This window comes from Deinococcus peraridilitoris DSM 19664, assembly GCF_000317835.1.
In the GTDB taxonomy this organism is placed as follows: Bacteria; Deinococcota; Deinococci; order Deinococcales; family Deinococcaceae; genus Deinococcus_A; species Deinococcus_A peraridilitoris.
This window is the reverse complement of sequence record NC_019793.1, coordinates 2,989,722-3,008,496: the sequence shown is the minus strand read 5'-3', so window position 1 is coordinate 3,008,496 and position 18,775 is coordinate 2,989,722. Positions and strand designations below refer to the sequence as shown.

The window sequence follows — 18,775 nt, the reverse complement described above, 5'->3', positions numbered from 1 at the left end:
CCGAACACGCCTGCACTGCTGCCGGGCAGTCACAGAGTCAGGGTTTCTGTCGCAAAAAGAAACTGTTTCCGGTAGGACTGCGCCTGACCGCCAGGGTGGCCTGACCCTCGATGGTCAGCTGGCCATCGACACGCGTGACCTTTCCATCGCTGTCCGTGCCGTCCAGCCAGGTGGTGTACCCCTGCGTGCAGTCCGGATCGCTACCACCACCGGGACCGCAGATTTCCACGTTGGCCCGGAGATCCACTCGCAAGGTCTTGCTGGCACTGTCGTAATGCACCGTCACTTCGCCGCCACAGGGCTGCACCGTATTGGCAAAACAGTCGGGGCCGTGGGTGCCGCTCACCGTGGTGACGGTGCCTTGTTGAGCGCTCCCTGTCCAGGTAACGTTGCCGCCGAAGTCGTTCCTCTCGTGACTGACTCCCCATTCCCAATCTTTCTGGAACATGGCGACGTCGAAGTCCGGTGAAGTCACCTCGCCGGGAAGTTCGACGGCAATGGTCGTCTTGACCTCGGCTGCGTTCCCCTGGGTGTCCATCACCCAGGCGCGGTAGGTGTGCTCACCGTTCTGCGAGGCGTCCCGGATTTGGATGGTCGTCTCGTAGGGTTCGTCGGTCGTTTCGTACAGCAACCTCTCCTCTTCGTAGAACTGTACGCTCGCAATGCCGCTGGCATCACTGGCCGTGACTTGCAGCTTCAGCTCACCCGGGCTGGTGAATTTCAGCTGATTCACGATCATCGTGGCCTGAGGCGGAATGGTATCGTTCCCCGGCCCAGTCCCTGCACCTACGGTCACCACAACGCTGTTGTTCGCCTTGTTTCCGGCGGTGTCGACCGCCTCTGCGCGAAAAGTGTAAGCGCCGTTCCGTGAGACGTCCTGAATATCCACCGACGTTTCGTAAGGCCGGACCTGGTCCGTGTGAATCAGGGTGGTTCCCTGATAAAAGTTCACCTGCCGAATACCGCTGGGATCGCTGGCCGCTGCGGTCAGGATCAACGTTCCAGGAGCTGTGAAGACGGCGCTGCTGGCACTGAGGCTCACTTGTGGAGGAGAAGTATCGGCGGGAGGTGGCGATTGGCTGGAGCCAGGCAAGCCGGTTCCGCAGGCGGCCAGGACTCCGACAAGAAGCACAGGCGAAATTCTCTTCATGGCACTCCTTCAGCTGTCGTCAGGGCACCGCACTGTTCGGGTGCTCAAGGTTCGGGGCCCGCAGCGGAAGGGGTTCGAAAGCTTCCCGGTTCGGCTTCAGGTCACGGCTGTCCTCGCGGCAACTGATTGTAGGTGGACGTCCCCTCTGGAGCGTGCAGGTCACCTTCAGGCTTGCTTGATGATCCCAGAAGCCTGGAACGTATCCGGGCAACTGACCGTGCAGCGGCAGGTGACGCCGAACGATCGGGGTTCGCTTGCGGCCCTGTCTTCCGCGGGTTCCTGGGGATCCTAAGGAAAGAACCTCGCCTTCAGGCGAGCAGCGTGCAGGAGCCTGAACGCGAAGCGCTCCGGGTGTTGAAGGCATCGTTTCCGGAAGTGGAACAGCTGGCGGCATTGGGGAAAACGTTTCGCTCAGCCTTACTTCGCCACGACGTAGACGCACTTCAGCCTGGCGCGAAGCAGTGCAGGCCAGTGATTTGACGCACCTCAAAGCGTTTGCTGGGGGCTTGGACTGGGAGTGGGAGGCGCTGGAAGCGGCGTGCCGTCTGGACTGGTCGAATGGCCCGACCGAGGGCGCAGTGAACCGCATCAAGCTGATCAAGCGGCAGATGTACGGACGGGGGTCTACGGACGGGGGTCTTTCGACTCGCTCCGCAAACGCGTCCTGCTGGTTGCCTGAATCCTTCCCGTAAAGCGCGGGAGACCCAAACTTCTGGTCACCCTCCTCCCTGCTGATGCCGAACTCCCGTACCAGGACGGCTTTCTTTTCCCCGGTCTGCACTCGCTGGCGAAGCTGCTCAGCCTGAGCAGGCGTGAGGGCTTTCTTGCGGCCCTTGTACACGCCCTTCTTCTTGGCCGCCTCGATGCCTTCTCGCTGACGCTCGCGGATGAGTTCCCGCTTGAACTCCGCGAACGCACTCATGACCGACAGCAGCCTCGACATCGCCGAGTCCTCCCCGGTGAAGGTCAGGCCCTCCTTGACGAACTCGACGCGAACGCCGCGCCGGGTGAGAGCCGTGAAGAGTTGGCGGAGGTCATCCAGGTTCCTCGCCAGGCGGTCCATGCTGTGAACGAGGACGCTGTCTCCTTCGCGTGCTAAGTCGAGCAGTGCCTGGAGTTGGGGCCGGGCGGTGTCCTTGCCGCTTATCTTGTCCACAAAGGTCTTGTCCACCTGGACACCTTCGAGCTGGCGAGCGGTGTTCTGGTCGAGGGTGCTGACGCGGATGTACCCAATGCGTTTGCCGTGGCTCATGCTGCCTCCGAGTGTCAGGTTAAGTTCTATGACCCTCGCAGCCTGCTGTCAGGAAACTCTGAAAACAACCTTATCCTGACGCAGTTCTGCCCCACATCTGACAGTCAGATGTGGGCATACCCCAAATGGACAAATAGGTCGCGCCCGCGGCCCGGAAGAACACCGCGTCGTGCGTTGCCGCACCGAGTAGCGATACCGCGTTCGGCAGTGATGACCCGCTTACAAAGCCAATCCGCTGAAGCAAGCCTTGAAGGGTGGACGGTAGGCTTACGAGCGTGGGTCATTCGTGCTCGTTGTGTCACCGTTGTGTCATTTTTCCCCTAGAGGTCTTCTAGCCTTTCAGGTACAAAAAGAAGAATCCCGTCCAAGACGGGATTCTTTTGGAGCCAGAGGTCGGATTCGAACCGACGACCTACTGATTACGAATCAGTTGCTCTACCCCTGAGCTACACTGGCCGAGATCGAAGCAAATCTGCGTCCTGATCGGCGTTTCCGGCAAGGCGACGCGTTCGGGCGGACCACGCGACCGAACGCAGTTATAGCGTGATGAGCGCTGTCAAGTCAACGGCCTGAACAGTTCAGGCGTACTCGTAACCGCGCACTCGCGGAGCAGTGGCAGGCAGCTCTGCCAGCCTCGTCACCTTGAGACCGCGATAATGCTTATTTTGCTCCACTGTTCCTTCGACGATCAGTACGCGGGCATCGCGCAGCAACTGCCGGTGAGCTTCCCAGAGGGCCGGGCTGATCATGGCCTGCAGGCGAGCCACGCCGTCTTCCAGCACAAAAAAAGCGAAGCCCTTGGCAGTGGGTGGTTTCTGTCGGGCGATCACCAAACCGGCAGTCCGCACGAACTCGCCGTGCTGGAGGGAAGCGAGCGGTCGGCAGCCGTAGGCGCGCAGTTCGCCGCGCACGAGGTCCATGAAGTGCTGCCCGATGGGGCTGACGCCTTTGGTGAGGTGATCGAGGTACAGCAGCTCAGCAGGCAACAACTCGAAAAGGGGCGGAGTGTCGGGCGTGAGGGTGAGCAGACCCGGAGTACCACCCGGAGCAGCGCTCACAAGCTCGCGGATGCGGTAGAAAGCCCGGCGCCGCTGCGCTTCGAAGGTGGCAAATGCACCGGCCTTGGCAAGCGCTTCGAGGGCGTCCCTTTTCAAGTTCACACGCCCGTAAAAGTCCTCGATGCTCCCGAATGGGCCACCGGACAGGCGCTCCATCATCACTTCGCGGGCAAGCTCCTCACTGACGTTTTCCACGGCGCACAGCGGTAAGCGGACACTTCTGCGGTCCTCGGCGCGAAAATACACGCCCGAGCGGTTGACGTCCACATCAAGCAACCGCACGCCCCAACGCCGCGCTTCGTGGGCGATGCTGTGCAGCGGCCACATACCGGGGTGCTCGCTCAGCACGCCTGCCAGGAAGGCGGCAGGATGATGGTGGCGGACCCAGGCGCTGAGGTAGGCGTGCGTGGCAAAAGCGTGCGCGTGACTCTCGGCAAAACCGAAGCCGCGAAAGGCGGCACATTCATCAAAGACGGCCTGCGCTTCGTCGGGCGTGACACCCTGCGACCTGACCGCGCCCAGAATGAACCGCTCGCGCAGTGCACTTACCTCAGCTTCCTCTTCGGCTTCGCCGAGACGCTTGCGGAAACGGTCGGCGTCCGTCCAATTCATGCCGGCGTAGTGCACGGCAAGCCGCAGAATCTGCTCCTGAAACAGGATCACGCCGTGTGTGGTACCCAGAATGGACTGCAGCGGCCCCGACAGTTGCGGCGTGGCCTCCAGGCCGCGCGCCCGGCGGGTATAGGGGTGCACGGTGCGGCTCTGAATCGGGCCGGGGCGAAAGAGCGCCACCTGATGGGCGAGTTCCAGCATGTTGCGCGGCTTGAGCTGCACTGAGAGCCGCTGTTGACCGGGGCTCTCGATCTGGAAGAGACCCAGGGTGTCACCCTGACCGATGCGTGCCCAGACCGCCGGATCGTCGGGCAGGTTGCCAAAGTCCAGCCATTCACCCGTGAGGCGCAGCACCTCCTCGCGGGCGCGCTCCAGCGCCGCGAGCATGCGCAGCCCCAGCAGATCCACCTTGATCAGGCCCAGGGTTTCCACGTCGTCCTTGTCGAAGGTCAGCATCCGGATGCCCCCCGAGGAGCGGGCGAGCGGCGAGTAGCGCGTGAGGGGTTCGCGGCTGAGCACCACGCCCCCGCTGTGCGGCGCGAGGTGCCGTACGAAGCCGGCTTCCATACCTTCCAGCAATTTGAGGAGTTCTTCCTTGACGGGCGCGCTTCCCAGCACTTCATCGAACACCTCCTGCGCTTCACGGGCGCGGTGCGGACGCAGAGAACGGTAATCGCGCCCCAGCGCGCGGGTCAGCCTGTCACGCACTTCTGGCGGCAACCCCAGCGCGCGTCCGAGATCCTGGAGGGCACTCGACAGCCGGTACGTGATGCGGTTGGCAGTCATCGCCTCGGTGGTAGCCCCGAAGCGCTCCTCGACCCAGGCAATCACGTCGGCACGCCGTGCCGAACCGATGTCGATGTCCACATCAGGCATCTGCACGCGCCCGGTGTGCAAAAAACGCTCGAACAGCAGACCGTGTTGCAACGGATCGATCAGCGTGATGCCCAGCAGGTAACACAGCACGCTGGCGGCCGCGCTGCCGCGCCCGGCAGCCAGAATGCCATGGTCACGGCACCAGTCGGTGATTTCGGCGGCCACCAGAAAAAAGTCTTCCAGTTCCAGGTGCCTGACGACACGTAATTCCTCCTCGAGGCGCTCGTGGGCTTCGCGGCGCTGCTCGCCCGGGTACTTCTCGACAAATCCCTCGTACACCCGGCCTTGCAGGTACTCAAAGGCGCTCAGACCGTCTGGAAGGTGCGCCCTGGGTGGCGTCAGCGCTTTGGGAAGCAACTCGAAACTGCATTCGCGCACGAGGCGCTCGGCGTTGGCGTGCGCTTCCGGAAAGGGAATGCGCCGTCCCCAGTCACGGGGTGTCCAAAGGTGCTGTGCGGCGTTCAGAGGACGCTCGGTGTGCTCCTGCGTGACGGTGATGCCCAGGCGCGCACAGGTCAGGGCGTCCAGCAACGGGTAATCGTCTGCGGTCAGCAGCCGCACTTCGGGCGCCGCCACCACGGGCAGGCTGAGGTCATGCGCGAGGGCACGCAGGTACTGCGCAAGGAGCCGGTCACGCGGCGCACGGTCGAAGAACAGCTGCACGAACAGGCGGTCACGAAATACGCTCTTCAGGCACCGCAGCTGCGCCTGCGCCTCTTGCAGCTGGCGCCGCCGCAACAGTTGCGTCACGAAGCCCGCGCGCGGCCCGCTCAGGCAGAAGAGGTCCTCGCCATGCTGCAGAACGGTGTCAAGATCGACAGCGTCCTGCCCGCTGCCCAACAGGGTCAGCAGTTCATTTAAACGGGCGTATCCGGAGCGGGACGCTGCGATCAGTCCCAGCGGAAAAACCTGCCGTTCCCGACCGACCTTGAAGGCGACCGGCAGGGTGGTGCCGAACACCGGCTGGATTCCTGCTTCACGGGCACTGCCGGCGAGTTCCACGGCGCCTGCCACCGAGGCGTCATCCATCAGGCCCAGCGCCGTGAAACCCAGTTCGGCGGCGCGGCGGACCAGACGCCGTGGGCTCGCCACGCCTCGGCCGAACGAGAAGTAGGAGTGAACACACAGCAGCGAGGTGAGTTGCCGGGACGCCCTTCCTTCACTTTCGCGACGCACCGACGTTCTGGGCGTCATACGAGCTTGATTTCTCTGCGGCCCACCCTGGAACAGCGCCGGGATGAACCTCCATGACGGGCAGACCGTATTTTTTCCCACTCGCTTCGCTCGGCATTCAGGAATTCCTTTAAGAATTCCTGAATGCGAAATGGCATCAGTCCGCGCAGCGGGACAGTACCCACCGTCCCTCACCTCCCAGCTCGTGGAACACCTCGATTTCGTTGCGGCCCGTCACCAGCCACCAGTACTCACGGTTAGGCTGACCCTGCCACCACAAACCGCCCGCTTCCCATACATCACGCACCTCCAGCACCCGCAGCGTGCGGCCCTGCCAGTTCAGGCGCAGCGGAACGCCACTCGGGGAAAGCTCTACCGTGACCGGTTCGAGAAAGGCGCGCATCAGTCACCCCCGGCACCCTGCCACTCGGAAAACAGGCTGGTCTGCGAAGCGGGAGGACGAACTTTGGATTGTCCGGCGAAAGTCTTGCGGTCAAGCGGCCTCTTCACGCTGCACGTCCTCGGTTCACCCGTCACGAAATCCACCCAGCGAAAGCACTGATCGAAGGCATAGCGCCTCGCCGAGAACCACTCCGCGCGCACCAAAGCGTGCGGAAAGCGGGAAAGCACCCGCGAGGTCGCGTCCAGTTCCCGAATTCCCGGCCATAATCCAGGCTGCCGGGCTGCCCGCCCAACACCCACCAGACGCAGTTCCAACTGATCGATGCCCAACGCGAACGGTTCCGATCCCAAGTCCTGCAAGGCGAGCCGGGCGAGCCTCACCAGTCGCCTGGCATCACTCAGGGGTTCCTTGACTTCTCGCACCGCGCTGAGTTGACCACCCATCGTCAAGGCGCTCAGCACGAGTCGTCCTGCCTGACGGCCGTTCAGCTGGGGCAGCAGGCGTTCGGCCAGGGTCATCAGGGCCGCGCCCAGCTCGCCTGGCTCATGAATGGAAAACTCGAAATTCAACCCGACCATCAGTTCGGCTCGGGGCTGAAACAGGGGCACCCGGTCGTCGCGTGGGCCGTGCAGATAAGGTTTCAGGGCGGCATATTCGGCGCCGAGGAAACCGGCCTGCTGGGACTTGCTCCACTTCAGCAGGTCTTCCACACGGCGCAATCCCAGAAAGTGCAGATCGGCCAGTTTGCGGGCGCTTAGTCCGATGCCGCCCAGTACTTCCAGCGGCAGGGCCTGGAGAGCCGTCTCAAACGCCGGGGCAATAACCCTCGCTTCACCGGCGCGCGCGCTCAAGGCGGCCAGCAACGCCAGCTCCCGACTTTCGGCGAGGCCGACGCGCGCGTGGTACTGCGCCGCCAGCTCCCGGCCTGCTGCTTCGGTAAGGGTCAGCAATACCCTTCCCTGCCCCACTGCCTCGATGCGGGGGCTGTACGCGAAGAGGCCCTCGACGAGGGCCTCCCAGCCGGCGGCCAGATGCGGTTGACTGAGCGGCTGGGTCGCCAGCTCCGGCAGCCGCGAGAGGGCGCCGTGAACTGTCATGCCCACTTCCACACCTCCCTGGCGTGCAAGGGCGCAGACATGCCGGACCTTCCCGGCCTGCGTGACGATGACCGGCGCGCCAGGGTGCGCGCGCTCAGCGTGCCAGAGGGCGAAGGGTTCCAGCAGCAGGGCGGCAATCATGTCTTCAGTCCTGCCCCAGCGAACGTCGCGGACGCGACAGGGCGATGTGCCCGGCGTAACGGCCCTGTACCTGTACGTCCTCGGCCGGAAACTCCATCGGTTCGTAGTGGTCATTCTCGCTTCTCAACAGCACCCGCTCGCCCTGACGGTAGAAGCGCTTGAGGGTGCCGGTGTTCTCGCCGGGCAGGATCACGGCGGCGATCTCACCGTCGAGCACTTCGGCGCTGGCGCAGATGGCCACGAGGTCGCCATCGTGAATGCCCGCACCTGTCATGCTGTCGCCCTGCACGCGCAAAAAGAAGTCCTGGTCACCCAGGCGCAGCAGGTCGCGCACCCGGTCGATCTCGCGTTCGATGTTCTGCTCGGCCAGAATCGGCTGACCGGCGGCAACGCGGCCCACGACCGGCACACCCGAAAGCATGCCCGCCACGCGCGCACCCTGGCGGGTCAGCTGCAGCAGGCCGTAACGGCCCCGGTGGCGCGTGACGAGACCCAGCGCTTCAAAAGCGGTCAGGTGGTCGGCCAGGGCCTGCTTGGTCATGCGCAGCGCCTCGCTCAGTTCGGAAGCGCTGATCGAGCGGCCAAGCTCGCGTTCCATGCGGGCGATCAGACGCAGGATGTCTTTGCGGCGTTCGGTGATTCTGGGGGGCATAAGGTTCTCCTGAACAGGATCATGAAACACTTGTGACTTTTCCACTTGACTACCTGACTCACGACAGGTACTTATAAGATAGATGGTGCGGGGCGGGAAGCCGGCTGTCAAGCACCCCACCTCTTGCCCAGGTCTTCAGGCTTCCCCGAAAGAAGGTCTTGTGTGGAGCACAGCAGCGTTGCCCGAGTCTTGCCCGCATCTGTCATCATGCCGCAGCCCAGCGCGCGCTCCTCCGCCAAGCCCAGCGGTACAGAAGGCGCCTGAGGCCAGCAAGTCCTCAGGCTGCACAGACCTCCTTATGCTGCACAGTGCACCGGCAACCCGCATCGTTTTCGGCCCCTTCGGAAAGGAAGTCCCTTATGTTCGAGCCCGCCGCTCAGGCACTGCAGGTCGTTGCCGTCATGGCGGTGCTGCTGCTGTCCCTGGCCCTCACGCGACTCTGGATACGGATGTCACTCGTTCAGGGGCCGCGTGAAGCGTCCCGACAACGGGACCGACTCCTCAACATCCAGCCTCTGAACATCCAGACCATGGCGCTGAAACAGGACCACGCGCCCGACATGACCAACAATTCAATTTCTCCACGGGCCAGGCTCACGGGCAAGGACGACACTGGGCTCAGATGAAGCGCCCACCTTCAGGCTCTCCCCCACCCTCCGAGGTGACTCCTGAGCAGGTGTACCTGCGCCGCAGGGAGTTCCTGAAGCAGGCCGCCTATTTCACCGGCACGGTCGCGGGCGTCGGAGGAGCGCTGCAATTTCTCAGCGGGCGCCCGATTGGCAAACTCAGGGGTGACGCTCCGCCAGAGCCGCTCGCCAATGGCCCGAAGGAAACCGCCGATACCGGCGAAGCCCTCACGCCTTACTCAGCCGTCACGACCTACAACAACTTTTACGAATTCGGCCTGGACAAGGGTGACCCGGCCCGCCTGGCCGCAAGCCTCGTGCTGGAGCCCTGGACAGTCCTCATCGACGGAGAGGTCCGGCAGGCTCGGCGCGTGGACATCAGCACCCTCCAGTCCTGGTTTCCGCCTGAGGAGCGCATTTACCGCATGCGCTGCGTCGAGGCCTGGTCAATGGTCATTCCCTGGCTGGGTTTCCCGCTCGGCGAGCTGATCCGGCGCGTGGAACCGACGAGCAAGGCGAAATTCGTGGCCTTCACCACGCTGCTCGATCCGGAGCAGCTGCCCGGCCAGCGCTCCGATGTGCTCGACTGGCCTTACGTGGAAGGCCTGCGGCTCGATGAAGCGCTGCATCCCCTCACGCTGCTCGCCACCGGGCTTTACGGCCGCCCGCTGCCCAACCAGAACGGCGCGCCCTTGCGCCTCGTGGTGCCGTGGAAGTACGGCTTCAAGAACATCAAGTCCATCGTCCGTATTACGCTCACGGAGCGTCAGCCTCCCTCGACCTGGAATCTGGCCGCTCCCGGCGAGTACGGGTTTTACGCCAACGTGAATCCACAGGTGAACCATCCGCGCTGGAGTCAGGCCACCGAGCGGCGCATCGGGCAGTTCAATCGGAGGGCGACCCTTCCCTTCAACGGGTACGCTGAGGAGGTGGCGCACCTGTACGACGGCCTGGACCTGCGCCGCTTCTTTTGAAGCGCACTGGCTTAAGGGGCACAGGCTTGAAAAACACGATCTTGAAAAACACGGCGCCCCACCACCTCGCCTGGCTCGGTCCTGCTGTGCTGGTGGGCAGTCTGCTGCCCCTGGTGCTGATGGCCCACGGCGCCCTGACGGGCAACCTGGGCGCCAATCCGATCGAGCGAATCCTCAACCAGACGGGGCTGCTCGCCCTGATCCTGCTCCTTGCTTCCCTGGCGCTCACGCCACTGCGGCTGCTCAGCAGCTGGACCTGGCCCGCCCGGCTGCGCCGACTGCTGGGGCTGCTGGCTTTCACGTATGCGCTGCTGCACTTCCTGACCTACGCCGTGCTCGACCGTGGCCTGCAGCTGGGCGCGCTGGCAGAGGACATCGCCAAGCGGCCCTTCATCACGGTGGGCTTTGTGGCGCTGGTGCTGCTGATCCCGCTGGCCGTGACCAGCACCAAGGGCTCGGTGCGCCGCCTGGGCTACCAGAAGTGGCAGCGTCTGCACCAGTTGGTCTACCTCGCGGCCGCGCTGGGCATCCTTCACTTCATCTGGCGCGTGAAGCGCGACGCGACCGAGCCCTTCATCTACGCGGCGCTGCTCGTGTGTCTCTTTGCCGTCCGGATCATCTGGGCTGCGCGCAAGCGCCGCGAGACGCCCCGACTATCAGTTCCCGTCAGAAACCGTGATGACTGACGCTTATGGCCGGGAGGTGCCCACGGTGTTTCAGCCTTGGGTAACGCCGAGATTAGTGCTGGGACACTTCACATCGTAAAAATGTCCCAGTGCGTGACATTCCACGCCTCAGGGCTTGAGGGTCAATCGCCGAAAGATTCCCGTCTCGAAGGCCACGAGGATGCTGGAGTCCTGCGGTGCCCAGCGAAAGCCTGTCACGCTAGACTGATCGCGCGTTTGAGGGCCGTAACGTAGCATTTGCGCTCCGGAAGTGGCGGACCAGAAGACAACTGCCTTCTTGGCCGGGCTGTCGCCGTTGATATCCTGGCGCGCCGCCAGAAAGCGCCCGTCCGTGCTCCATCCTAGGTCTTTGCTCATGGTGAGGCCGTCCTGAAGCCAAAGCTGCTCAAAGCTGTCGGTACGCCACACACCGAGCCACCCATTGTTGTAGGGATAGTCAGTCGTGAACGCCACGGCAAGCTGCGTTCCGTCGGGACCCCAGGCGAATTGAGGCGCACTAGACACCAGGCCGGGCACTTCCGCATGAGCGCCCAGTTTGGGCTGCACCTCACCAGAACCGACGTCAATGATATCCATGCTGTGGGAAAAAGAGGAGGAGTAGACCTCGTAGCCAAGCGCCAGCTTTGTTCCATCTGGGCTGAAACTCATCGACCGAATTTCCCTACTTCCCGTACTTAAGGTTCTACTGAACAGATACGCGCCGTCATCGATGTTCCAGACTGTAAGGGTGGGGCCACTCGCTGCAGCCAGCCTGGAGCCGTCAGTGCTCAGGGCGACAGCAGTGACCTGTTCAGTGCCGTAACTGGAGGTCGGCGTGGAAAACGTGCGGAGGGTGGTGCCACTTGTCACATCCAACAAGGTCAGGTCGCTGCCATACGCGCTGCTCACGACCAGTTGCTGGTACTGGGGTCGCCAAGACAGCTGCCCGCAATTGCGCATGGACAGCTGTTGCGAGCCGACCACGCTCCCATTTGCTGTATTCACGACGTTGTACCGACAGTCATAAGCTTCCGGAGCCAGGACGGCCCGGCTTCCATCGGATGCATAAGAAATGACCGCGTTCTGATGATAGTTACTGTACCCAAGGTTCTGTGACGTCCAGTTTTCCGTTAACGTGGGGGACGCCGTGCAGTCCAGGGTGACCTTGTACGTGGCCTGCGGCTCGAACGGGTCGTTGGTGCGCACGGTGACGTGCCCGTGATAGACCTGGCCTGGCGCGGGACAGCTGGCGTTGACGCCGATGTTGGTCTTATCCCAGGGTTTGAGCGTTCCCGAGGCAGCCGTTGTTACGCGCAGCCAACTGGCATCGGAAGTGGCACTGTAGGTCAGGTCGAGCTGGCCCCGGTTCTGAAACTGTATGAGCGTGTTGCTCTTGCTCGGACCAAACAGCAGTGAGGGGGCACTGAGCGACGTGTAGTCCGCTTTCAGGAGGGGCGTGATCAGCAAGGACGAGTTCATCTGCGCGGAGGCGTTCGTTAGCGCCTGGGTAGGGTCGGCGTCGGCTGGCCAGCCGTAAGCGACCTGCAGCAGATAGTAGTTTTCCAGGTGCTTGAAGTCGATTCCGTCCGACGAGGAAATGAACAGTGTCGGTGCAAAGTGCTCACTGGTACTCGCCCCCTCCTTCAGGAAATTGCCCTGCGCATCCAGGATGGCGGCAAAGTAGGCCTTTCCTCCCATGACGGCCTGCGTACTGACGTGGGCAGCGTCCGTAAATATGGAGACAGAGGGGGACTCGGGAACGGGCAGACGCTGATTCAGATCGACGGTCGCTCTGGCATCGGCCTGCGCTTTTGCAGGGTTCAGCCGGACCGTATAGTCTCCCGCACCCTGGCTGTCATACGAATAATAATCCCAAGCCGCGCGTCCATCATAGGTGGCAGTCTTCTCGTACTGGCCTTTTGGGCCTGAGAACGCCAGTTTGATATCCTGCTTGCCGACTGGACGGGCGTTGGTCCCCAGGATGCTGACATAGAAGTTCACCCCATCAACCTCTCCCTGGTGGCTGGATAAGGGGGACAAGCCAAGTGCTTGAAGCTGTGACGAGACCTGCGTGACGGCCTGCATTGTCAACAGTTGGCCGCTCTGTGCGCCAAACATCGCCGCACTCGTACTGGGCAGAAGAGAAGTATGCGTGCCGACACGCAGTTGGATGGTCGTATCTGGAGAGAGACCACCTAGCCCTCCTCCTCCACAGGCGCTGACGAGGAAAGGCAATAGCGGGCCGATAATTACGAAAATCCCACGCACTGTGTGAGAAAAGTTAGAATTATGCACTCCAACAACCTACCACGTCATTACCCTCATCTTGACCGCATTTGACAACTGACATGCCGTGAAGTGGGCATTGAAGTTTTGTCTTGTAGGGCTTATCAACTCCGGGAGCCGATGCCGGATCGCACTGCCATCATGCTACCCGAGGATAAAATCCTCCGCGAAGAAAGTCCTGCAGATACTGCATGACCTGGCGGCCTGACAGAATTTATGAGGAAGGGTCAGTGTCGGGGGCGTAGAGCTGGGAGCGAACGAAGTTCAAATAACCCTGCTTGCCGCTGCGCTTGCTCCAGAAGCCAACCGACTTGCGGATACGTTGCAAGCATGAGACCACTTCTTCCAAGCTGATCGTGTCCATGACCTGCTCAGGGCGGCCCAACATCAACTCCGCCGTGTCCCGTACCGAATTGAACACCAGCATAGAAGGCTCCGGTAACTGAGGCGAGCCCGCCTCCCGACCCAGCGCCTCCGCTTTATAACGGGAGATCAACGCGCCCAGCGCGGTATCCACCTGCGCATCGTGCAACTGGGGATGGTCCAGGTACACATCCATGACGGCCAGTTCGATGTTCATCAGCACCGACTCGTATTGCTCTTCGAACTCCACAGCCTGATCCTACCCGCTCAGCGCTGCCTCACCTCGCCACCTGGGCACGCTTGCAGACTCGTGAGATGAAGGTCGCGAACACCACCTCGGACGCCGAAAAGCTGTGTCAGGCGGTCCTCCACCATCTCCATCCCTGTCTCTGGAATGACCGCCGGAATGCACAGACGCTGGCCTGGATGGTGACCGGCCTGCTGCAGACCGCCTCGGTGAACCTCCCGGAGTGGACGAGTTTCGTGATCTCGAAAGCGAAGTTCGCGCAAAGTACCGAGCGTCGCTTCATCCGCTGGCTGGAGAACAACGCTATTCATCCCACCACGCTGTATGGCCCATTGATCCTACAAGCCTTACGGCACTGGGGAACACAGCGCCTGGTCCTGGCGCTGGATACCAGCTTGCTGTTCTTGCGCAAAACAGGCCCCAAAACGGTTTGGGGCCTTGCGCGCTTCGAGCAGTTCTGCCTGATCCGTGTGGCTGTGCTGTATCGGGGCCGGGCGGTGCCGTTGTGCTGGAAGGTCATCGAGCACCGCAGTGCGCAGGTGGGCATGGAACAACTTCAGCCGGTGTTGGCCGAAGTCAAAGGCGTGTTGGATTATCTGGGCCAGCAGGATGTGCTGGTGCTGGCCGACCGTGGCTTTGTCGACGTGGACTTGCTGCGCTGCTTTCGTGCGTGTGGCTGGCAGTACCGCATCCGCCTGAAAGCACACCTGAGCGTGTTTTCCCCGCTCGGCGCCAAGCTTGGCAAGGTCAGCGACGTGCAACTGACGCATGGAACGGCAAAGTTCTATCACCACGTCCACCTGACCAACGAGCAGTTCGGCCCTGTTCACCTCGCCTGCGCCCACTTGAACGGCGCCAGGGAGAGCTGGCTGGTGGTCAGCAGCGAGAAGACCAATCTCGATACCTTGGAGGAGTATCAGCGCAGGTTCGAGATTGAACAGGGCTTCCTTGACGATAAAATAAAAGCGGTGGCTTCAATCTGGAGGATTCGAGGTTACGGGATGCCGCGATGCTGGACCGTTTGATGTTGGTGCTGGCCGTGTCGACCTTGCTGCTGGTCTCCGAAGGGACCTTCACTGTCGACACGGGAGAGCGGAGAAGTGTGGATTCTCACTGGCAGCGGGGACTGTCGTACTTCAAGCTGGGCTGGAGAACTGTGCAGCGTACCTTGTCCCAGGGCAAACCCTTCTTTGCCGTGTTGCGTCTGGTCGGGGGAGCTGATCCTGACCCGTCCCGGCCGCCGTCCCACGAACGTCGAAGACCTTCGCTTACAGACGCCCTCAATACCGTCTGGACGCTCGCTTTTCGGCCAGCCTCATAAATTCTCTCAGGCCGTCAGACTGCATGACACACTCTGCCTTGGGATCTTTCTCAACCTGATTTCTTGAGTACGCTGCACGACAACCAAAGCGTCGTTGTTCCTGGCTCTGGGTGAACTCCTTACTGTTCCAACAGCAGCGGAAATCAAGACGGCACGCCAGCCTGTCCATATCCGCAGTATGGGCGTGAAGTACTGTCAGGCCGTCCGCACTGAGCAGCATGAGGCCAACGAAACAACTTCTGCTCAGGGTTGATCTGGACGCTGAACAGCAAAAAATGGGCGTTTACCATCACGCCTGCATGAGCCACTCGGATTGATGCTGCCCATAACCCCTTGACAAAACAGCGCTCAGGTTTTATATGGTTGAATTGTAGGGTCAAAACCGGTTTTGCACGTCCTACACACAATTCAACTCTTGGAGGTGACTTATGGCACTTGTCCCATCCCGCAATGACCGCTGGGGGCTGGACGCGATGAGCAGCCCAGCCACCCTCGGAGGCAATCTGACCCGCCTGTTTGACGACTTGACCAGTTCGTTGCTGCAATCCACGGGCAGTCATCGCTTTCCGCTGGACATGTACGAAACCGATGACCGCGTTGCAATCGACATGGCCATCCCCGGCGTGCGCGCCGAAGACCTCGATTTACAGGTCGAAGGTATGATCCTCTACATCCGCGGGCAGTACGCCAAGCTCAGCGAGGACAAACGCTACTGGGTGAAGACCATGCCGCACGGCGAATTCCAGTACACCTTGTCGCTCCCCGTCAAAGTGGAAGCGGACGCCGTGGAAGCCAGCGTGAAAGACGGCATCCTGCACCTCGAACTGCCCAAGGTGCCCGAAGCCCGCACGCGCAAGATCGAAATCAAACGGCTGGCCTGAACTCCATCTCACCGTGCCTGGACGCTTTCCAGGCACGGGTTTTACCCTGCAACTCATTCTGAGAACAAAGGTGATCAGCATGTCCCGCCTGACCCTTCCTTTTCTGCTGGCGGCCCTCTTGTTCGGGCAGGTGACCGCGCAGCCCTCTGTCGTATTCGCACAAGCCCAGACCCAGACGCCCAGCAGAACTCCCGCACTTGCCAGCATCGACCGTGCCCTCGAAGGTCTGGTGAGCGTCTCCACCACCCAGGCGCGCGGCACCCAGCAAGGTTCACGCGGCTGGAGCCCCTTTCCCAATACCCTGCTTCCCTGGCTGGGTACTGGCACGGGCATTGTCATCAGCGACGATGAAATCCTCACCAGCTACCGCCTCGTGCAGGGCCATGACCGCGTCACCGTAAAACTGCGCGGTGGCCAATCCCATCCGGCGAACGTCGTCGGAACGCAGCCCCAGCACGACCTGGCCCTGCTGAAAGTCGAGAACCTGCCCAAAAGCCTCGTGCGGCCCGTTACACTCGGCAACAGCGACAGCCTGCGCTCCGGTCAGAAGCTTATCGCGCTCGGCCTGACTCCTGAGGGTGGCTTCAGCGCCCAGGAGGTCACGTTCAGTCGCGCCCCCGCCGGGAACAATGAACTGTCCCTCGACACGTCCCTCAATGCCCAGGCACGGGGTGGCCCACTCGTAAACGCGCAGGGTGAAGTGGTGGCACTCAGTACGGGACGTTTCGGGGTGCGCCTGAACGAACCCTTCGCCCTGGGTACGAGCGGCGCGGCGATGCCCGTGAACACCGTCAAATCGCTGCTGGCCGACCTGCGCGCCGGGAAACAGGGCCAGGCAGAGCAACGCCCGCGGCTTGGCGTGCGCTTCGTGGACTTACGCAACTTCAGCGCCTCGGACCTGCGTAACCTGAGCCTGCCCACCGAGGGGCTGCTGGTGCAGGACGTGGAAGCAGGCAGCCCCGCCGCAAAAGCAGGCCTGCGAGGCGGCAGTCAGGTGAGGCGTCTCGAGAACACCGAACTGCGCCTGGGTGGTGACGTGATCGTCGCGGTGGACGGCCAGAAAGTTCAGGATGCCCAGACCCTGCAGCGCGCCGTGCAAGACAAGGCAACCGGAGCAACCTTGAAGCTGGAAATCTGGCGTGAAGGCAAGACGCAGCAGGTGTCGGTCACGCTCGATGGTCAGTCGAGCTGAGCATGATCAATCTATCCCATCAGACCCAAAGCTCGCACAAACAGAAAAACCCCGCCTGGAACGGGGTTTTCTTCTTCTGGTGGCAACGGGCGGACTCGAACCGCCGACCCAACGATTTTCAGTCGTTTGCTCTACCAACTGAGCTACATTGCCGATGTGCCCTGATCAATTGACTTCGGGCAGGTTGTGGCGGTCCGGACGGGATTTGAACCCGCGACCTTCTGCGTGACAGGCAGATATGCTAACCGCTACACTACCGGACCACAACTGCTGCAAAAACTCCTCTGCAAAAGGGCTTTCTCTCAGCGCGTTCAAGTCTAGCGAGGGTCCTTTGTCTTGTCAACTGCAATCTGAGGCCTGAGAACCGACCTCGATCGTCAGAACGGCGCGACCCGGTAGGTCGTCACGGGCTGCTCCAGTTCCGGTCGGACGATGATCTCCAGGTATTCACGCGCCGAGAGCGCGTCGATCATCGCGAAAGTGCCACTCGCGTGCACATAGATGCCTCCCTGCATCTGGGTATGCCCGTACACGCCAAAGCGCAGGCCGCTGAGCTGCACCAGTTCAGGCTGCTCGCGCCACCAGGTCTTGTGGGTGTGATCGCCGTAAAAAAGGTCGTCGTAAAACGCCATGCTGGGCAGCGGGCCGACGTGCGCGAACTGCAGGTTGCCAATACGCACTTCCCGCGCGAAACCCAAAAACCACTCACGCAGGTGGTCGGGCAGGGCGACCCCACCACGGTTCGGGTCGAACTCGGTGTGCACGATGCCACCGCCGGTGCCGAGCAGCAGGTTGGTGTGCAATACGGCGTCGTCGTGGTTGCCCAGCAGGATGTGCACGTGACCGCAGGCAGCGTCCGCAAATGCCTTGAGGCGTTCGAGCTGCTGAATCTGCGCGCTGGCGGCCAGGGTCAGGTGGTCGGGGTTGGAGAAGTCAAAATCTCCTTTGCCGGACAGACGCGAATAATCCGAGCGGTTTTTGGGGTGCACCAGGTCGCCGATCAGGACCACCTGAAAATGTCCGGCCACCAGGGGGCCGGTGGGGGCGCCATAGGCGTCCATGGCGTAGGCGGCGCGCAGGGCGGCCCACAGGGTCGCCCAGTCCGCGTGCACGTCGCCGATCGCAATGAACTTGTGCACGTCAGCCTTTTTGCAGCGCCTTCAGTTCGGCGTAGACCCGGCGGCTCTCCTCGACCGACTGGCCGTACCCGCCGTGCCGCACCAGCACCAGGCTGGCCTGCTTGCCCAGGCCCTGCTCGCGCAGCTGGTCCATCAGGTCATCGATGTGCTTCTTGGCCTTCTCCATCTGGGGGTCACGGGGAGGCTCGCTCTGGTGAACGGGCCGGGCCGCTGGGCCTTCATCCGTGTCGGGCGCGCCCAGTTCGCTGGTGTTGGGTCCGTCTTCGGGATCGTACTCGACCCAGGCGTCCTCGGTGCCATAGGTGGCAGGGAGCAGCTGCCACGCCCGCGCCGCCTCTGTGAGCGCCACGCCGCGCGCCCCGGCAAGGTCGTGCGCCACGCCCAGCCCCTCACGGGCGTGGCCCAGGAACTCCAGGCGGCAGCGCACGATAGGCGGCGAGACGCTCTCGACGGACCAGCTGAGGCTCCAGGACTCGCGGAAGCGTTCGTTGAGCTGCGCGTAGAGCAGCTCTGCGGCCACCGTCGGCGTGACGCGGGCCTGGTCGCCGCGAAGCTCCAGAACCGCAAACTGTGCCTCCTGCCCTGTCAGCGCGCCCTGCACGGCGATGAAGTCCGAATGCATATGGCGTTCAGTATACGGGTGAGGCGCACCGGCCTTGAGGCTTTG

The 18,775-nt window shown here is 62.3% G+C and carries 17 protein-coding genes and 3 tRNA genes; 7 read left to right on the top strand and 13 right to left on the bottom strand.

The annotated features are described in order from the left end of the window. Positions 1-37 precede the first annotated feature (37 nt). The 7 genes from DEIPE_RS14585 to lexA all read right to left on the bottom strand — a co-directional run bounded on the left by DEIPE_RS14585 (position 38) and on the right by lexA (position 8,414). A complete protein-coding gene (locus tag DEIPE_RS14585) occupies positions 38-1,042 on the bottom strand; it encodes an Ig-like domain-containing protein (protein ID WP_157448887.1) in 1,005 nt (334 codons plus the stop codon). Between the two features lie 127 nt (positions 1,043-1,169). After that, the gene (locus DEIPE_RS25545; RefSeq protein ID WP_015236738.1) at positions 1,170-2,402 is read right to left on the bottom strand and encodes a recombinase family protein; all 1,233 of its coding nucleotides are present in this window, start codon (positions 2,400-2,402) and stop codon (positions 1,170-1,172) included. A 381-nt stretch (positions 2,403-2,783) separates the two neighbouring features. Further along, positions 2,784-2,858: transfer RNA gene (locus DEIPE_RS14575), tRNA-Thr, on the bottom strand. Positions 2,859-2,980: 122 nt separating this feature from the next. Next, positions 2,981-6,142, bottom strand: coding sequence for a DNA polymerase III subunit alpha (gene dnaE / locus DEIPE_RS14570; RefSeq protein WP_015236737.1), 3,162 nt, complete (start codon positions 6,140-6,142; stop codon positions 2,981-2,983). Between the two features lie 136 nt (positions 6,143-6,278). After that, positions 6,279-6,524, bottom strand: a complete 246-nt coding sequence (locus tag DEIPE_RS14565) for a DUF6504 family protein (protein ID WP_015236736.1) — start codon at positions 6,522-6,524, stop codon at positions 6,279-6,281. Next, positions 6,524-7,762 (bottom strand): Y-family DNA polymerase, encoded by a 1,239-nt coding sequence (locus DEIPE_RS14560; protein ID WP_015236735.1) that lies wholly within the window; start codon positions 7,760-7,762, stop codon positions 6,524-6,526. The genes DEIPE_RS14565 and DEIPE_RS14560 overlap by 1 nt, the downstream gene beginning before the upstream one ends. 4 nt (positions 7,763-7,766) lie before the next feature. Then, positions 7,767-8,414 (bottom strand): transcriptional repressor LexA, encoded by a 648-nt coding sequence (gene lexA, locus DEIPE_RS14555; RefSeq protein ID WP_015236734.1) that lies wholly within the window; start codon positions 8,412-8,414, stop codon positions 7,767-7,769. A gap of 359 nt (positions 8,415-8,773) precedes the next feature. Here lexA and DEIPE_RS14550 point away from each other — a divergent pair, with 359 nt between their 5' ends. From DEIPE_RS14550 to DEIPE_RS14540, 3 genes are read left to right on the top strand one after another with little or no spacing between them, the layout of a single operon-like run. After that, the gene (locus DEIPE_RS14550; protein WP_015236733.1) at positions 8,774-9,040 is read left to right on the top strand and encodes a hypothetical protein; all 267 of its coding nucleotides are present in this window, start codon (positions 8,774-8,776) and stop codon (positions 9,038-9,040) included. Continuing rightward, on the top strand, positions 9,037-10,014 hold the full coding sequence (msrP, locus tag DEIPE_RS14545; RefSeq protein WP_015236732.1) for a protein-methionine-sulfoxide reductase catalytic subunit MsrP: 978 nt from the start codon (positions 9,037-9,039) through the stop codon (positions 10,012-10,014). The genes DEIPE_RS14550 and msrP overlap by 4 nt, the downstream gene beginning before the upstream one ends. 26 nt (positions 10,015-10,040) lie before the next feature. Further along, positions 10,041-10,700, top strand: a complete 660-nt coding sequence (locus tag DEIPE_RS14540) for a protein-methionine-sulfoxide reductase heme-binding subunit MsrQ (protein WP_015236731.1) — start codon at positions 10,041-10,043, stop codon at positions 10,698-10,700. Positions 10,701-10,808: 108 nt separating this feature from the next. Here DEIPE_RS14540 and DEIPE_RS14535 read toward each other — a convergent pair whose 3' ends face one another. Together DEIPE_RS14535 and DEIPE_RS14530 are read right to left on the bottom strand one after the other, a co-directional pair. Continuing rightward, complete coding sequence (locus DEIPE_RS14535; RefSeq protein ID WP_015236730.1) at positions 10,809-12,797, bottom strand: WD40 repeat domain-containing protein; 1,989 nt, start codon at positions 12,795-12,797, stop codon at positions 10,809-10,811. Positions 12,798-13,179: 382 nt separating this feature from the next. Continuing rightward, on the bottom strand, positions 13,180-13,578 hold the full coding sequence (locus DEIPE_RS14530) for a hypothetical protein (protein WP_015236729.1): 399 nt from the start codon (positions 13,576-13,578) through the stop codon (positions 13,180-13,182). Positions 13,579-13,754: 176 nt separating this feature from the next. Between DEIPE_RS14530 and DEIPE_RS14525 the strand changes: the two genes are divergently transcribed. From DEIPE_RS14525 to DEIPE_RS14515, 4 genes are all read left to right on the top strand, one after another. Then, positions 13,755-14,600: a hypothetical protein gene (locus DEIPE_RS14525; RefSeq protein ID WP_157448886.1), complete on the top strand. Its 846-nt coding sequence runs from the start codon at positions 13,755-13,757 to the stop codon at positions 14,598-14,600. Continuing rightward, a complete protein-coding gene (locus tag DEIPE_RS23625) occupies positions 14,585-14,896 on the top strand; it encodes a hypothetical protein (RefSeq protein WP_052326712.1) in 312 nt (103 codons plus the stop codon). Before DEIPE_RS14525 ends, DEIPE_RS23625 begins: the two co-directional genes overlap by 16 nt. 428 nt (positions 14,897-15,324) lie before the next feature. Further along, positions 15,325-15,777 carry an Hsp20/alpha crystallin family protein gene (locus DEIPE_RS14520; protein WP_015236728.1) on the top strand — a complete coding sequence of 151 codons (453 nt, stop codon included), beginning with the start codon at positions 15,325-15,327 and terminating at the stop codon, positions 15,775-15,777. A gap of 79 nt (positions 15,778-15,856) precedes the next feature. Continuing rightward, positions 15,857-16,969 carry a S1C family serine protease gene (locus tag DEIPE_RS14515; protein WP_015236727.1) on the top strand — a complete coding sequence of 371 codons (1,113 nt, stop codon included), beginning with the start codon at positions 15,857-15,859 and terminating at the stop codon, positions 16,967-16,969. 77 nt (positions 16,970-17,046) lie between these two features. On the opposite strand, the gene DEIPE_RS14510 is transcribed toward DEIPE_RS14515, so the two are convergent. The 4 genes from DEIPE_RS14510 to DEIPE_RS14495 form a co-directional block, all read right to left on the bottom strand. Continuing rightward, positions 17,047-17,122: transfer RNA gene (locus DEIPE_RS14510), tRNA-Phe, on the bottom strand. 34 nt (positions 17,123-17,156) lie between these two features. Next, a tRNA-Asp gene (locus DEIPE_RS14505) sits at positions 17,157-17,232 on the bottom strand. Between the two features lie 114 nt (positions 17,233-17,346). Continuing rightward, the gene (locus DEIPE_RS14500; RefSeq protein WP_015236726.1) at positions 17,347-18,108 is read right to left on the bottom strand and encodes a metallophosphoesterase; all 762 of its coding nucleotides are present in this window, start codon (positions 18,106-18,108) and stop codon (positions 17,347-17,349) included. Position 18,109: 1 nt separating this feature from the next. Further along, positions 18,110-18,730, bottom strand: coding sequence for a hypothetical protein (locus DEIPE_RS14495; RefSeq protein WP_015236725.1), 621 nt, complete (start codon positions 18,728-18,730; stop codon positions 18,110-18,112). Positions 18,731-18,775: the final 45 nt, after the last annotated feature.